Source organism: Pseudodesulfovibrio cashew, from assembly GCF_009762795.1.
Lineage (GTDB): Bacteria > Desulfobacterota > Desulfovibrionia > Desulfovibrionales > Desulfovibrionaceae > Pseudodesulfovibrio > Pseudodesulfovibrio cashew.
The window spans coordinates 2,755,002-2,770,671 of the sequence record NZ_CP046400.1 but is presented as its reverse complement, the minus strand read 5'-3'; the positions used below and the strand labels follow the sequence as shown (position 1 = coordinate 2,770,671).

The 15,670-nt window shown below is 52.3% G+C and carries 12 protein-coding genes; 6 read left to right on the top strand and 6 right to left on the bottom strand.

Features of this window, described 5'->3' with window-relative positions; all coding sequences use genetic code 11:
• The first annotated feature begins 75 nt into the window (after window positions 1-75).
• On the top strand, window positions 76-570 hold the full coding sequence (locus GM415_RS12495; RefSeq protein ID WP_158948672.1) for a hypothetical protein: 495 nt from the start codon (window positions 76-78) through the stop codon (window positions 568-570).
• A gap of 960 nt (window positions 571-1,530) precedes the next feature.
• Here GM415_RS12495 and GM415_RS12490 read toward each other — a convergent pair.
• The 3 genes from GM415_RS12490 to GM415_RS12480 all read right to left on the bottom strand — a co-directional run bounded on the left by GM415_RS12490 (window position 1,531) and on the right by GM415_RS12480 (window position 5,883).
• Complete coding sequence (locus tag GM415_RS12490) at window positions 1,531-3,906, bottom strand: phage NrS-1 polymerase family protein (RefSeq protein WP_158948670.1); 2,376 nt, start codon at window positions 3,904-3,906, stop codon at window positions 1,531-1,533.
• A 268-nt stretch (window positions 3,907-4,174) separates the two neighbouring features.
• Window positions 4,175-4,453, bottom strand: a complete 279-nt coding sequence (locus tag GM415_RS12485; RefSeq protein WP_158948668.1) for a helix-turn-helix transcriptional regulator — start codon at window positions 4,451-4,453, stop codon at window positions 4,175-4,177.
• 287 nt (window positions 4,454-4,740) lie between these two features.
• Window positions 4,741-5,883: a tyrosine-type recombinase/integrase gene (locus GM415_RS12480; RefSeq protein ID WP_158948666.1), complete on the bottom strand. Its 1,143-nt coding sequence runs from the start codon at window positions 5,881-5,883 to the stop codon at window positions 4,741-4,743.
• A 684-nt stretch (window positions 5,884-6,567) separates the two neighbouring features.
• On the opposite strand from GM415_RS12480, the gene GM415_RS12475 reads away from it, so the two are divergent.
• The 3 genes from GM415_RS12475 to GM415_RS12465 all read left to right on the top strand — a co-directional run bounded on the left by GM415_RS12475 (window position 6,568) and on the right by GM415_RS12465 (window position 10,611).
• Window positions 6,568-9,201, top strand: coding sequence for a PAS domain S-box protein (locus GM415_RS12475; RefSeq protein ID WP_242012240.1), 2,634 nt, complete (start codon window positions 6,568-6,570; stop codon window positions 9,199-9,201).
• 64 nt (window positions 9,202-9,265) lie between these two features.
• On the top strand, window positions 9,266-10,039 hold the full coding sequence (locus GM415_RS12470) for a NifB/NifX family molybdenum-iron cluster-binding protein (protein ID WP_158948663.1): 774 nt from the start codon (window positions 9,266-9,268) through the stop codon (window positions 10,037-10,039).
• On the top strand, window positions 10,036-10,611 hold the full coding sequence (locus GM415_RS12465; RefSeq protein ID WP_158948661.1) for a hypothetical protein: 576 nt from the start codon (window positions 10,036-10,038) through the stop codon (window positions 10,609-10,611). The genes GM415_RS12470 and GM415_RS12465 overlap by 4 nt, the downstream gene beginning before the upstream one ends.
• Here GM415_RS12465 and GM415_RS12460 read toward each other — a convergent pair.
• Window positions 10,608-11,321, bottom strand: a complete 714-nt coding sequence (locus GM415_RS12460; protein ID WP_199244295.1) for a DUF554 domain-containing protein — start codon at window positions 11,319-11,321, stop codon at window positions 10,608-10,610. The genes GM415_RS12465 and GM415_RS12460 overlap by 4 nt on opposite strands.
• Before the next feature lie 94 nt (window positions 11,322-11,415).
• Window positions 11,416-11,742, bottom strand: coding sequence for a DUF190 domain-containing protein (locus GM415_RS12455; protein WP_158948659.1), 327 nt, complete (start codon window positions 11,740-11,742; stop codon window positions 11,416-11,418).
• A gap of 240 nt (window positions 11,743-11,982) precedes the next feature.
• Here GM415_RS12455 and GM415_RS12450 point away from each other — a divergent pair, with 240 nt between their 5' ends.
• Window positions 11,983-12,627 carry an HD domain-containing protein gene (locus GM415_RS12450; RefSeq protein ID WP_158948657.1) on the top strand — a complete coding sequence of 215 codons (645 nt, stop codon included), beginning with the start codon at window positions 11,983-11,985 and terminating at the stop codon, window positions 12,625-12,627.
• Between the two features lie 57 nt (window positions 12,628-12,684).
• Window positions 12,685-13,248 carry a DUF922 domain-containing protein gene (locus tag GM415_RS12445; protein WP_158948655.1) on the top strand — a complete coding sequence of 188 codons (564 nt, stop codon included), beginning with the start codon at window positions 12,685-12,687 and terminating at the stop codon, window positions 13,246-13,248.
• A 79-nt stretch (window positions 13,249-13,327) separates the two neighbouring features.
• Here GM415_RS12445 and GM415_RS12440 read toward each other — a convergent pair whose 3' ends face one another.
• Entirely contained in the window at window positions 13,328-15,658 is a 2,331-nt protein-coding gene (locus tag GM415_RS12440) for an FAD-dependent oxidoreductase (RefSeq protein WP_158948653.1), read from the bottom strand.
• Window positions 15,659-15,670: the final 12 nt, after the last annotated feature.

The following is a 15,670-nucleotide window of genomic DNA, read 5'->3' as shown; positions in this document are numbered from 1 at the left end:
ATGTTATCCGACTAGGCCAAAAATTGCTTTTACTAGATCGCCCCACATCATAATCAACCTAAGCAAGGTATTTATATGAAATTTGACGAATTGCTGATGGCTAAATTTTACGTAGTTGATGGAGTATCTTACCCAGCGGCTGAAACTGCCTGTGGTCATTTTGGCAAGAATGGATATGCCAGCATGAAAGCATGTCGAGATTTAAGTTTTATGGATGCCCAAGCTAAGGGATCAATGACTTTAAACAGCTTTTTGGATTATGTCAGATCGAAAGGACATAGCGCCCAAGAAAGCCTCTTTGATGTATCCCCCACACAGAATTTCATGCAGAAAAGCGGATACGGAGTCAAACTCACGCAGGAAGAAATCAATTTGAGCAGACTGTATTTAGTCGACGGCATTTCATACACCAAAGCCGAAGAAATGCTTGATATTCACAACCGCAAAGGTTTTGCAACAATGTATGCGGTTTGCAAGGTGGGAGCGTTCAAAGGGAAAACCGAACGAAACTCTATGAGCCAGGACGAATTCACAGCAAGATTGGCTAAACTCGGTGTAAGTGTAGCCTAGCGGGAATATCACCACTCCAAATTCTATCGATTTCGGCCGAAGACCGTTTAGGTAGCCGCGATCGAATACATGCCTACGACTGCCACCGAAACACTCATAGATAGCCCGAGGACAGCAATTCTGTGCACATGACTGTGCTTTGATGCACCGTCATCATTAAACACGACGTCTGCCTTCTCTATTTTCTCCACGTTCTGATTCTTTTCTCTTCCATAAGGACAAAACGATCATCAAAACAGGTCCCTAAACAGGCTTATTACTATACGTAATACCAGTCTATTAGCAATTCCTAGCTATTAAGACGCACACTGGGATGATTGTTAATCCCTTGCTCTTGTACAAGAGCCTCGCACGCGCGCGTTAAGCTGTCAGATTCATGCTCCAGGTAAATTTCTAAAAAACATCCCTCCTCTAGGAGGAATTAACATGTCCATTTGATCAAATATTGCCCTCGGAAGGGATTGGAGCCCACATATATAAATCAATTCTACGAGGTCTTGTCGGAACGAACGAGGGCAATCGGTCTCCATGACACCGTAAGACAATGAGAACTGATACGTATGCCCTCCTACCTCAGCTACGCCGGCAAACGAATTGACCTCTATCAGAAGACTCGTGATTTCAGCCTTCCCATTCTCCAATCCTTCGCAAAACGAAGTATCTAATACATATCGCATGTGCATCTCCTGGTTTGCTATTGTAGCCACTCCAGTTCAATGCATATCGCGTTGTTTTGCGATCGTAAGCGGTCTGCCCTTCTTCAGATCCCCATCTGTATTTTGTCAGTTTTGACAGCTAACTTTTCACGAATGAACAACAACACATTTCATTAAAATTAAGCTATTAATTCAATGTATTAAATATCAATAAAACAGCTTTTTTAATTTGTGTCATTTCTAAAACATGACGCGAACTCACAACAAACGAACTGACAAAACTGACAAAACCAATTCTGGTATTCTAAATCAAATGATATACGACAGTAGGACGTCCTCCCTTTGATCCGCTGTTCCTTTCTTCCTTGTTTGCCATGCGCTTCACGAGAAGTACCTCAATAAACCTATCAATGGCCTCTCCCTTGAGTTCCCCCCAGCCCAGCCGAACAAGCTCTCTACGAGTAAAACGATCGATACCTTTCGTCTTAAGACGATGATAAAGTCCTGCAACCCAATCAACCTGCGGTCCCAGTACGGCACGATGCCACATATAAAAAAAGTACTCATCGACTAATCGAATTGCCCCACGAAGGACTGCAATCGACACCTTTCTAGGGCGTGAAACTTCCCCTGAAGCCCAAGCAGTAAGATTCAATACCAGAGCAAGCCTACAAACCAAGCCACTAGACTTACTGATAAAACCTATAACGGGGCTATCCCCAAGCCGAGCGATTCTTTCAGTATACTCATCTAACCATCGATCAAAAAGATCTTGGGCATCCAATTCGAAGCGTACAGGATTACAACGCTGCTCCTCCGAAAATGAATTGCTACGTCCCAACTCACTTTCCCAATCCGTTTCAAAGAGCTTGTTGCAAATTGACGCATAGTGACTTCGAATAATCTCATCTCGGTGATTGTCATCTCCCTTCAAAATTGGCTTGTCGGGATAGGCCAACAAACCAAACCGCTCAAATAACCCATCATCAACCCCATTCTTACCCAAAAAAAGATCTTTCAAGACTGCGGGCTGGATTCCTCCGATAATATTTACATAAGCTTCTTCGACATAAACATTTCCTCCCCCCTTCCTATTGCTGGAAAAATGTCCACCAGTATGCGCCTTAAGCCAAAAATGGCGGTCATTGCCCCTGTTATATCTCCCCATATTTCTCAAAAATCCTGAGAGCTCATCGGCTCCAAGGGTCAAACGATCGTTGTGCTGCATAAGTTCAGCTACGGCCTCAATGGTTACATCTTCGACAATAGGCTGAATCCTTACAGGTTCAGAAAGATCCCCTTCAATATCAAAATAGGTTTCTTCATCGTCACCCAAACTCATCTTTCCATGCTTGGCAGAAGTCTTGAGAACCTCCTCTGCACGCTTCCAATCAGCCATCTCATGCTTGTATCGATTACGACACCGATTATTTATCGCAGACAAAGGCTCGAGGGCCTTCCTCTGTGTTGAGGACTTCCTACTCCCCTTATGGGCTACGACCATTCCCCACAGACAAGCACCCTCATCCCAATCCAAATCGAATCTCTTTGGGACAATTCGAGGCTTTCTACCAATACACCCCGCAAGAGTAACCAAAACAGGGACGGCAATCATTTCGGGGGGACACCCCGCACGAGTAGAGGTATCCTTGATATAAGCAGAAATTACCTTGGGCAAAGCATCGAGAGGGAATTCTGGTTCGTTCGGAAGTTCATAGGAACTATCATTGACTCCAATTACTGGGGGTAAATCCTCAAATTCATCCTCAGGAGATACCTGAGGACCAAAGACTGACAAACACGAACGGATAGCCATAGAGATGGTACGTTCGCGATAGTCTGGCCTATTTACCCATTTTGACCGACACAATTGTGAAGAGTTAAAGAGGCGTTCCATCTGATCTGGATCTCGCCCCGAATAAAAGGCGAGCATATTACAAAGAGCAAGATCAGCTTCTGACCTTGAGCCATACGATTCGGTATTTCCTTCATCATACAACCTAGAAAAAGTCCCACCGTTCTTGGCTTCACGAGCAAATCGGACAACATCTGCATCAGGAAGTCTTGAGAGCCCCCTCAAATCATCAAGATCAAACTGCCAATCGCTCTCATCCATCGTCTCTGAACCAAAGACATCATTATACAGAGAATCAAGAGCATCCTGAAACTTACGAATTAAAAATGGTTCTCCTAAAATCTGATCGACATACACATCACCAGTCACTGTCAGAAACCGCTTCTCGTCATACATTTCAATGGTTCCCTTCCGCCTAGGACCAAGAGGGAGCTTTCCGTAACCGAAAAGCCGAAGCCCCTTTCCGCTGGGACTGATTTCAGTATACGTGGCAAGCGAGTCTACAATCTCCTGAGCCCAAGGTTCGATTACCCCATTGGCAGACACGCAGTTATCGAGATCAATACCAACAAGATTCTGAACCACGCCCATAACGATTCCCAAGCCAGCATACTTACCATTGCGATATGCCTTGCTCGCTTCTACAAACGAACAACCTGAGGCAGGGACAGTTGCATCTACTCGCCTTCCGGTGAGCGGAGAGTAAGGAATCTTCCCAAGCTTTTCGCCATTGAGCTTTGCCTTCCAAACAATCCACGCGTCAGCATTCTTCAGTTCCTCAGGGATAGAGCCAAAATCAGGAGAAATACAATCGATATCGGTCATTTTTACTCCCCTTATTCATTCTCTTCGAGATAATTAAAAAGGAGCCGCTTATGCTTGTGACTCAATCTTCCCGGCTTCAAATTCGAATAGCATTCCGGACATACAGGAAGATTGAACTTAGCAACCTCACGAGGAGGTTCTCCAACCCGAATATCATTGTACCCGCGAAGTACCGTGCGCGTATTAGTTACCATCCGACAAAACACACAAAACTCTCTATAGGTGCGATCAGTCAAACAAGCAGATGAGGGCAAAAACAAGTACATATCTACCCCTCCATGATCTGATTACGTTCCATGTATTCGATCAAATCAGCCACAGCGTACCGAACAGCTCTCCCTAACTTGACGTAGCGAGGACCTTCCGAATTGTGTCTCCATAATTCGAGAGTCTGCGGTGAAAGGCTGAGAAATTCAGCAGCTTCGTGTGTAGTTAAATAGCCAGAATGACTGGGTGAGGAACCTAATCTTTCCTCAAGGCAGGCAAGACGACCATCAATGATTCCGATGGCGTCAAGAACAGGGCGGAATAACTCGTTCAAATCCATAACAAAACTCCTTTGTTGATACACCCGCCATCCCGTAAGATGACGGGCATAGTTTAATTGGGTCCTCCATCACTAGAGAACCAGCAAGGACTCTCTTTCGAGACCGCGCATAGCGTCGGCATCCGGGAACAAAAACAAATCTCATTTTTTTTCTCCTCTCTTTTTACGAGTCACTTTTAAGGACAAAAAACTACTCGAAAAGCTACTAATGCCCAATGTGAGAAATCAACGGTAACAAACTGTCAACCTAAAAAATATAAACGTTTTGCTAGTTTTTTGCCCCTCGATTATGAGCTGATATCATTTATTTTTTCCCACACAGCTTCAACCGCATGCAGTAATTCACCCATAAGATGGCTGCGAGAAATGTAGCTGAAAGACACATGAGGGACCTTGTGGTTCATAACCAATGCGGTAGTGGTAAAATCGACCCCAGCCTCAACTGCCAAATTCCTGAAAGTATGCCGAGCTTGGTGCGGAGAGTAAGGCATAGACTCTTCGCGGCGGATATTTACAAAGCCGTGCTTTGAATTCGGCGAAGGGAAAATAAAAGGGGAAGCCAATGGAGCGCAGAGGGATTTCAGACTCATCAACCTCTCATACATTCCTTTAGGTATTGGAAGGTCATAGGCTCTATCAGCTCCACCTTTTGGTGTGGGCACATGAAGAACACCTTCTTCGGAAAGATGCTCCCACCTCGCAGAACGGGCACTCATGGATCGTAGCCCCGTCGAGAGCATCAGCGCCCAACACTCAGCTCGAATTCGATCATCATTATTTTCGATGCGCTCCCACAGGTCTCTAATTTCATCATGTGAAAGAGCCCAATCTCGAGCCTTTTCCTTATTCATCCTGACAGCTCTGGATACAGGGTTCGGCGGCAGGTCTTCGACTGCGGAAGCGTGGTTGTAGAGAAGCTTGAGAACCCTCATTGCTCCATTCGCCCCATAAGGCCCCGTTGTCTCGGTCATCTTCTGGTGTAAAGTTCTGACCTCAGAACGCCCAATTTCTGAGAGAGGTCGATTCATTAAAGCCTTTAACGGCCCGAGGAGCTTCCTCTCATACCAAGTGAGAGTTTCTGGACTGAGTTCCTTTCCTCGCGATTGTCGATAGTCCTCCCAAGAATCTTTGAGAGTCATTCGAGCTACAGGCTTGAGGTTTGGATTCTCCCCTCTTCTGACGGCAAGCTTATTTTCGATAGCTCGATGACGAGCTTCTTTGAGACTAAGCTCATCTGAGCGGCCAAGGGTGACGGAGATGGCCCTTACCTTGCGCCCATTGACCCATTGGTCTGTGACCAGCTTAAATGAAGCTGACTTCTTTCCAATAACCAACCTGAGGCCACTAACCTCACTGTCATAAAGTTGCTTGCCAGCTGGGTATGTACCTCTAGCCTTGTTAACGATACCCTGAGTAAGTTTCGTTGGCATATTCGACTACTCCTTTCCCGGCCTGTTCTCAGGCCCGTTGCTACGCAAGGCCACTCAAAGCCGGATAAAAAGAGTATATCGTCTAAAGCACTGGTCGCGAACCATTATTGTCAGTTATTATGCCTTATTAAAGCCCATCGCGCGTAGCTTAAAATCCCTTGCTCTTCGGGGCGTACGAGTTCAAGTCTCGTCCCAGGTACCAGAAATTAATCCGACTTCAGCAGAAGTCGTTTAGAAAGCCCCTGCAATCCAGGGGCTTTTGCTTTTCCAATACGCCAGATTCACCTCGTTGCTTTCTCCTGATTCGCACCGGCAACACAATAGCTTCTCAAAGAAGCGATTCCCCAACCTGATTACAGCCCGCCTGGTGCCAACGAATGCCGAGATCGGAGTTGGTGCGACTGACAGAAAAGCAGTGGCGCAACCTCTTCTATTGGAAGTCCTCAACTGAGAACAACACACTTGCAACCGCGTTGCTCGCAACCACACTGCTGTAGGGCGACATCCGATGCACGGTTGTGTTTTTTCCTTTTTCGGGGTTACATGAAATAATAGATTTTTATGGAGCAATCTGCTTCTTAAATTGAATAGAGTAATCATGACAGTTTTTCACGCATTCATATGGTAGCCATGCCCCTATCTCTCCACATTCCGCACCGCATATACGCCGCCATCATAGTCCTGATGTTTCTGCTTCTGCCGGCAGAAGTGCAGGGATACGGCTCCCGTCACGTTTTGATCCTGCACTCCTATCACTCCGGTATGTCCTGGGTTGACAACCTCGAGAAGGGCATACGCGATGAACTGCTCCTCCCACCCAATGACGAAGTAATAGTCCACACGGAATACATGGATACGAAGCGCAACCGGGGCCAGGAATTTTACGACCGGCTGATACGCATCTACAAGGAGAAGTACCGGAACGTTGACCTCGACCTGATCCTGGCAACGGACAACAACGCCTTTGATTTCCTCTTGAAGCACAGAGACGAACTGTTCAAGGGCGCTCCGGTGGTCTTTGGCGGAGTAAACAATTTCACCGACGACTCCATCACGGACATAACGGACTTCACCGGCGTGGCCGAAATCATCTCTTTCGGCGAAACCGTGGAGACCATACTCCGGCAATTCCCGGACACAAAAGAAATCTATGTGGTCAACGACTACCTCAAGACCGGACGGGCCTGGCATGACAGCATCCTGAAAGCCCAGAAACCGTACGAGGACAAAGTCAAGTTCACACACAATGAGAACCTGTCCATCAGGGCATTGAGAGAGAAAGTCCTGTCCATGCAGCCCGGCTCCGTGGTGCTGCTGGGCGTGTATTATGAGGATCGTAATGGTGAATATCTCACCTACGAAAAGCTGGGATCGCAGCTGACCAAGGACTCACCGGTCCCCGTCTATTGCCTGGTCCGTTTCAACCTGCGGGACAACGCCATCGGCGGTAAGCTCATCAGCGGCTACCATCATGGACGTCAGATGAGCAGACTTGGCAGACGCATTCTTGCCGGCGAAAAGGCCAGCGATATCCCGGTGGTCAAAATCGGTGGCAATGCCTTCATATTCAACTGGCTTGGCATGAATAAGTTTGGCGTTTCCATGGAGGAGCTGCCGCCTGACAGTGTGGTCATCAATGAACCCTACTCCTTCTACAGGGAATATTTCGCGCTGATCTGGACGGGCATTGCTCTGATTACCGTACTCTTCCTGCTTGTTGTTATTCTCTCCAGCACGGTGCTCAAATTGCGGCGCACAAGGCGGGAGCTGACCTACTCCGAACGCAAGTACCGATCCATTTTCGACAATGCGGCCGAAGGTATTTTCCAGTCTTCCCTCGATGGAAAGATATTGTCCGCCAACAAGTCGCTGGCAAAGATGTTCGGCTACGACTCTCCGGAAGACTTTGAAACTGCGGTCACAGACATCAAGGATGATCTTTACGCCAATTCCTCGGAACGCGATGAGATCATGGGGATGATCCTTCAGGGCAAACGAATTACCGGCCACCATGTGCAGATGAAACACAAAAAGGGGTGGAAGTTGTGGGCCAGCGTCAATTTCCGGCAAGCCACGACGCAGGACGGGACCGTCATCGTCGAGGGGTCACTCATCGACATAACCGAGCGAAAACTGGCCGAGGAGGAGCTGCTGCGCATACGCAAGTACCTGGCCAACATCATCGACTCCATGCCGTCCCTGCTCGTGGGCGTTGACCTGGAAGGACGCATAACCCTCATGAACCGCACAGCCGAAAAGAGCACCAACATAGCAACGATGCAGGCCATGGGTAAAAACGTTGTTGAAATACTTCCTTGGCTTGCACCTTATATGAGTACGATCAAAGACAGCATTGTGGAGCATGTGCCGTGGCAGACGTCCAAGGTTCCCCGTCATGAAAACGGGGAGACCCGATATGAAAATATCACGGTCTTCCCGCTGAGTTCGGACATCTCCAAGGAAGCCGTTATCCGTATCGACAACGTGTCCCGAAGCGTCCAGATGGAACGAATGATGGTCCAGTCCGAAAAGATGATGTCAGTGGGAGGGCTGGCTGCAGGCATGGCGCACGAAATCAACAACCCTCTTGCCGCAGTCATCGGGTATGCTCACAACATAAAGAAACGCATTTCGGCCGAAGGAAACAAAAATCGAAGAGTGGCAGAGGATTGCGGCGTTTCGCTCGAAGCGGTCTGTGACTATTTACGGAGAAGGGATGTTCCGACCATGCTCGACGGAATTTCAGAGTCCGGCGAGCGCGCTGCCCGAATCGTAAGCAACATGCTGGACTTCAGCCGCAAGAACGAATCCACCGGCACCGGTAGCCACAATGCCGCAGAACTGCTTGACGAGGCCCTGAAGCTGGCAACAAATGTCTACGACATGCAGCGGCAGTTCGATTTTCGGCGAATCCAGGTCGTGCGTGAATACGAAAGCGACCTGCCTGATGTGACATGCGATGGCAACGAAATCACCCAGGTTTTTCTCAACCTGTTGAAAAACGGGGCCGAAGCCATGGCCGAAAAAGAATACGGCGATGATAGTCCGACCTTCATCCTGCGGGCACGGACGGACAACGACCTGGTCCTAATCGAAATCGAAGACAACGGCCCGGGCATGCCGGAGCATGTCCGAAGACGGGTCATGGAACCGTTTTTCACCACCAAACCGGTGGGGCGAGGAACCGGCCTGGGCCTCTCGGTGTCCTATTTCATCGTAACGGACCTGCACAAGGGCAGCATGGAAGTCCGGTCGGAAGAAGGCCAATGGACACGGTTCATCATCGGGTTGCCCATTCAGCGTGAAGATGCTGCCTGAGTCGAATGCTGAAACGCAACAAGCGGCTCGACACGCTCACGGGTAAGGCAGGCAGGAGGATTTCGTGAAAATCGCCCTCCCAAGTAACAAGCCCTATCTCAACGGAAATGTGAGCAACACGCTCGGCGCTGCCGTCCACCTGGTAGTTGTGGAATCGGAAGACATGTCTTTCGAAGTATTGACGCCCCCTTCCGAGAAAGGACCCGGAGCCGGGATCGCAGTGATGTCGCTTGCGGTGGAAGCCGGCGCCAAGGTGATGCTGGCGGGCCATGTGGCCCCGCATATTGCCGCCGGCCTGGAGAAACTGGGCATTGAGGTGGTCACGGGCGTTACCGGCAATGTGGAACAGGCCGTAAGAGAATACCTGGAGGCCGATCCATCACAGGAGCAAAACAAACCGGAATCTCAGGAGCCGCCGAACCGATGGCCAGAGGCCGCGAAAAAGGGGCTGCGCCAGTTTCACGCCCTGCTGCCGCGTCTTATCGGCATCATTTTGCTACTTGGGCTGCTTAAAGGATTCGTCAGCCAAGAGGGGATGCTTTCCCTGTTTCCTGACAAGCCCTTCCTGGATGCCCTTTGGGGTGGAGTTCTGGGCAGTATACTGGTTGGCAATCCGGTCAACAGTTACGTCATCGGCGAGAGTCTGCTCAAGGCGGGCGTGAATCTGACCGGCCCCCTGGCCCTGATGATGGCCTGGGTTACCGTAGGCCTGGTTCAACTGCCGATGGAGGCCGAGAGCCTCGGCATGCGATTCGCAGTGGTGCGCAACCTGATCGGATTCATCATGGCCGTCCTGCTGTCTTTTGCCATGGGCTCATGGATGAGAGGGGTGCTGTGAGTCAGTCCACCCGCTCCTCCAAACCGCTCCGGGTGCTCAAACCATGGTTTTTCCCCCTGGCCTGCGCCGCGCTTTACGGCGTGGCCTTTCTCGTTGATCCGGACATGACCGCCGACGCCCTGCGCGCCTGCGGCCGGATATTCACCCAACTGTGGCTGCCCTTCTGCGTGGCCCTACCCATGATGATACTGCTCAACCGCTACCTGTCCCCGTCCCTGGCCTCGCGGCTGCTCGGCAGGGAATCCGGTCCAAAGGGCGTACTTCTGTCCACAGTGGCAGGCATCCTTTCCATGGGCCCGATCTATGCCTGGTATCCCCTGTTCAAGAGCCTCAAGGACAAGGGGGCCTCATCCTTCAACGTTGCCAACTTCATGTGCGCAAGATCGATCAAACCGGTTCTCGTTCCGGTGCTGGTCGGCTATTTCGGCTGGAAGATGACAGGTATATTCCTGTTCATGAACCTGGCAGGAGCCTTCCTCACAGCAATATGCGTGGCGTTGTTATGCCCCTTTGGCGGCCATGGGGAACAATCTCCCCATGGAAGCCCAGGGAGGTCCGCCCGTCATACCTAACCCAGAAAATGAGCCCAGGCTTGGGACAAAGGCATGACCAGCAGCAACGCAGGCAGCATATTGGCTATGGGGAACTGCTTGATGCCGCAGATACGGAATCCCGTAGCCAGAAGAATAATGCCGCCGCAGCAGGAGAAGTCGGCGAGCATATCCGGTGAGATCAGGGGAATGATCAGAGAAGCGCTCAGGTAAAGAAGCCCCTGCACTATTATCTGTGGGATAACCAGGATGCCGACGGTGAAGCCCATGGTGGAGGCGAAAATCGGCGCAGTGAAGAAATCAAGGATGGCTTTGACGATTAGCAGGGTCGGATCGCCGGTCATACCTTCGGTCATGGAACCATAAATGCCCATACCGCTCATGCTGAAGAGCACCAGCAGTGCCACGAACTTGTCCAGGAACTCCTCCTGGGAAATCCCCTCAGCCGGAGTGGTGAGCTTTTCAATCAGGGTACGAGCCTTTCCTGCCAACTTCTGGATGCCCGCCTCGAAGCGGATGAGTTCGCCCAGCACGGTTCCCACTACAATGGCCAGTACCACCGGAGCGAGGAATTTGACCTTGATGATCATGACCATCCCGATGCCCATGGAGGTACAGCCGAAAACCAGGGGTAGGGAGGTACGCAGGTTGTTATTCAGTTTCGGGCCAAGCAAGGCCCCGACAACGCTGCCTGCGAGCAACGCCGTCGCATTGACTATCGGTCCAATCATAATTGCTTCCTTGAAACGCCGCATAGGCGTGAGGTGAGATAAGGCAAAAAATCAACCGGAAGATCCGGCATGAAGTGATAAAAGGCAAAGGGAATCAGCTTGCGCCAGGCTCCCCTGTGAATCCGAATTCGATTCTGGACTTGGTATAGAAGACTCGCGGCCCGTTTTCTTCCAATCTGCCGAGAAGATGATTGCATTCGTCTTCGGTGACAGCCATGACTACCTGTTGGGGGCGATCCTCCAAATCGAAATAATTCTCCGAATGAAAACGGCCGTCATGGCCGAAGCCCTCCCTGGCCGTAGCCAATGTCGCGCCTCGAATACCCAGTTGCCGCGCCTCTTCAAGAATCCAGTTGGCGACCTGAAGATCACCATGCATACGATTCTGTTGAGTATAGAACGTTAATAGAAATCCTTCCATAATATCAACCTGTTACATTATATTGTTGCTTGTTCAACAAATGGTAGGCCTGCCGATGTGACTCGTCAAGAAAAATCATACTCTTTCGGAGAGTAAGCCGGTGCTGGTTCCGGATGGCAACAAAGTCATGAAGCGGAAAGTGGACCATTGACATTTTGAGGCAAGCGCGCCTAATCCGTCCTTGTCCCTCTCAACAGGAAACCTCGCTATCACAGCACAACCGGACACAACCGCCTGAGCATGAAATCCATTCACCAACGCATCTGGGTCGCCGCCCTGCCCTTCCAGGCGAAGAGGGACGACGAAGGGCACGCAGAAGTAACGCTCGCCTACGCGATCCGGTTGCTCGAACTGGAACAAGGTGACGCAGATGTGGTCATCCCGGCCATCATCCTGCACGATACAGGGTGGAGCAGCCTGAGCAGGGAGGAACGCATGTCCATCTTTGCGTCCACCGCCACAGCCGAAAACAAACGGGCCGTCCGGCTCCGTCACGAGGAGGCTGGAGCTGAGATCGCGGCGACCATCCTGTCTGCCCAAGGTTATCCCGCAAGGCTCACTGAAGAGATCGTCGAAATCATATCCGGGCACGACACCAGACCCGGATTCCTTTCGCAAAACGACGGCTTGACCCGAGACGCGGACAAGCTTTGGCGGTTTTCGGCCACCGGCTTCGAGGCTGATGTGGCCCGCTACGCCATCCCGCCGCAGACCCGCATCACGGCCCTGGCCGACCTCATCTGCAAGCCGGATTTCTTTTACTGTGAGTCGGCGCGACATATCGCACGTGAAGAACTGGCGCTGCGCAACCAGGGCCTGGAGCCCGTCCCGGACGACACAACGCACGCCTTCGGCGTCGTGCCGCCATCTGTTCCGGCTCCCTGACAGCCTCCCCCTACGCCTTTTCTTGCCTGACGCGACAACTCCGGCTATGCTTCATGCATGAAGCGTATTTCCATTTTACTCTTGCTCATCCTGTTTGCCACGCCGGCCTTTGCCGAGGTGGTCGAGGAAGAAATCAAGGACTACTACTCCATCGCCGGCGTTACCAGAACCGAGATTCTCAGGAACCTGCAGCGACGCGCCCCCTACAAGCAAGCCGGCTCCTTTGTCCCGGCCTTCACCCAAACAGATCTGAAGTACCAGATCCGGCTGAAGCAGCAAGGCGGACGTTGCGGGGTGGACAAGGTAACCGTTTTTCTCAACCTGACCTACAAGTATCCCCGCCTGGCCCAACACCAATCGACCAACACGCGCCTGTGGTGGCGAGACATCATCAAGCATTACACCATCCACGAAGAAATCCATGGTGCCATCTCCAGGAAATGGGCCAAAGAGCTTGACCGCACCCTGCTCTCTCTCACTGACCTAAATTGCGAAACCGCATGGCAGACCATCAAGGCAAGAGCCAGCTATATCAACCGCCAACTCCAAAAGGAGCAGCAGGAATACGACCGCATCACAGAGCATGGTCAGAAGCAATACCGCTACAAGGGCCACCTGTAAGCCGAGTCCGCTATCAATCCGCAAAAAAAGGGCGACGAGGAACACCTCGCCGCCCTGTTTTTTCGTCTAGATGCCGAACCTATTCCAGCGGCGCGGGAGTCTTCATATCCCAAATGCCACAAGGGCAGGAATTGGCGCAGAAGCCGCAGGCAATGCACTTGTCCGCATCCACCACACGCTCGAAGCCGCCATCGGGCAGTTCTTTGCGAATGATGGCCGCTTGCGGACATACCGTGTCGCAGATGTAGCAGTCACGGCAGGAACCGCAGGAAGAACACTCGGAACCGCACTGGTTGGCGTCACTGAATTCGATGACGCGCGGGTCGAAGTATTCGAGGGTCATGCGTGCGTAGTCGATCATGTCGCGAGTGTCGGACAGGGGACGCCTGTTGTTGAACAGATCGTCGATGACTTCAGCGGCGCGACGGCCATGGCCGATGGCATGGGTCAACAGGCCGGGACGAACAATGTCGCCGATGGCGAAGATCCGGGAATCGGTGGTCTGGTAGTCGTCGTTGACAACCACATGACCACGATCCAGGGCGATGTTGGAAGGCAGGAAGTCCACGTCCGGGGCGTCGCCGATGGACATGATAACCGTATCCGCTTCCAGCAGTTCGCCGGACTGGAGCTCGACGCCCTTGTCCGTAACTTCCTTGGTGAAGCAGGGCCACTTGAACTTGGCGCCCACGGCCTCGGCTTCCTTTCGTTCCTTGCCGAAGGAAGCGGGTTCCTGGATGTCAATGAGAGTGATGTCCTCGGCACCGACGCTAGCGGCTACGGTGGCCACGTCGCAGCCCACGTTACCTGCACCGATGATGACAACCTTCTTGCCGATCTTGGCCTTGCCCTTCTTGGCGTCCTTGAGGAACGTCAGGGCCGGATAGATGCGCTCATGGCCGGGCACCGGGATGACGCGAGGCTTCTGGGCACCACAGGCGAGCACGATGTAATCGTATTCGTCCTTGAGCGCCTCGAATTCCTCGGTCTTGAGCTCCTGCTGCAGGTGAATGTGCGGCAGCACCTCGGCAGCGCGCTTCACCTCGGCCTCGACCACGTCCTTGGGCACGCGGGTGTTGGGAATGGAGGAGGTGATTTTGCCGCCCAGGGTCTCGGCCGTATCGTAGACCACGGCCTCGTGTCCCTTCATGCGGATCTGCCAGGCCACGGAGAGCCCGGCGGGGCCGCCGCCGATGACGGCAACACGCTTGCCGGACAATTCCGGCAGCTTGGGAGCCTTGGATTTATAGCCTTCCCTGCCCAGCTTGGTGATATCCACCGGAGCCATGCCCTGACGGGTGGGCCGGGTGCAGCCCTCCATACACAGGTTGGGGCAAAGATAGCCGCATACAGTGGCCGGGAAAGGCGTGTAGGCCAGGGCGAGGTCCATGGCCTCATCCATCAGGCCGTCACGTACCAGTTGCCATCGCTGCTGCACGGGAATGCCCGTGGGGCAGGAGGCCTGGCACGGAGCCATGTACTTGCGGTTTTCCCATACGGGAACACTGCGGCGCAGATCGCCGTGCACGACAAGCGGAATGGGGGAACGGTCCAGATCGGTCAAATCGCCGATCATGCCGCCCTTGCCCAGCTCGGCGTCCCAGACATTGGTCCGGAAATCGCCCATGGCGCGACGGGTTTTGCCCTTTTTCTCAAAAGGAGTCTTAGCCCGGATAAGCTGCCATTCCTCACGCTTGGTGAGCCGCTTGAGCAACCGGATACGTTTGATTTTTTTAAGGTATTCCGCCAAATTGGCAGTCAGCCATTCCCACGTGGCGTCGTCGATGGGCTCCATGACCGCATCGGTCTGGGAGAAGCCGTCGATGGGACCGCGCACGAAGATACGGCCGCCGACCATGCCTACGCAGGGGCGGTAGCCGAGCACGTTACTCGGATTCTGGGCCTCATGGCCGCAAACCACGGCGGTGCCGCCAGCCATGAACTCGGCAAAATAATCACCCACCGAGCCCAAAATCCAAAGCTCGGGCGCTTCGAAACGCGGGTTGGTCTTGGTCATGGTCATACCGCGCGAGCCGATGTTGCCCGCGATGAAGACCTTGCCCTGAGCCATGGCGTTGCAGGCACCGTTGCTGGCGTTGCCGTGGACCACTATCTCGGAACCGGCATTGAGCCAGCCGACGTCGTCGGACACCGGGCCCATAACTTCGATGGTGGTGCCGGGGAACCCCTTGGAACCCACACGCTGGCCCGGCGAACCGGTAATGGTAACCGAGATGGGTTCTTCCTTGGAAATCCAGAGCCTGCCGCCGATGCCGTGTTGGCCCATGGCGTCGATCTCGAGCTTACGCGCGCCACTGCGGACGGCGGCCTGGATACGCTCTTCGAGGATGCGCGACTCGATGCGAACGCCGTCCTCGTGACCGTCTATTCGATGTATTTTCTTAGCCATTTTCTACTCCGA

Coding starts and splice junctions, on each gene's coding strand:
- GM415_RS12495 (WP_158948672.1), top strand. CDS start 76: ATGAAATTTGACGAATTGCTGATGGCTAAATTTTACGTAGTTGATGGA.
- GM415_RS12490 (WP_158948670.1), bottom strand. CDS start 3,906: ATGACCGATATCGATTGTATTTCTCCTGATTTTGGCTCTATCCCTGAG.
- GM415_RS12485 (WP_158948668.1), bottom strand. CDS start 4,453: ATGGATTTGAACGAGTTATTCCGCCCTGTTCTTGACGCCATCGGAATC.
- GM415_RS12480 (WP_158948666.1), bottom strand. CDS start 5,883: ATGCCAACGAAACTTACTCAGGGTATCGTTAACAAGGCTAGAGGTACA.
- GM415_RS12475 (WP_242012240.1), top strand. CDS start 6,568: ATGTTTCTGCTTCTGCCGGCAGAAGTGCAGGGATACGGCTCCCGTCAC.
- GM415_RS12460 (WP_199244295.1), bottom strand. CDS start 11,321: ATGATTGGACCGATAGTCAATGCGACGGCGTTGCTCGCAGGCAGCGTT.
- GM415_RS12455 (WP_158948659.1), bottom strand. CDS start 11,742: ATGGAAGGATTTCTATTAACGTTCTATACTCAACAGAATCGTATGCAT.
- GM415_RS12450 (WP_158948657.1), top strand. CDS start 11,983: ATGAAATCCATTCACCAACGCATCTGGGTCGCCGCCCTGCCCTTCCAG.
- GM415_RS12445 (WP_158948655.1), top strand. CDS start 12,685: ATGAAGCGTATTTCCATTTTACTCTTGCTCATCCTGTTTGCCACGCCG.
- GM415_RS12440 (WP_158948653.1), bottom strand. CDS start 15,658: ATGGCTAAGAAAATACATCGAATAGACGGTCACGAGGACGGCGTTCGC.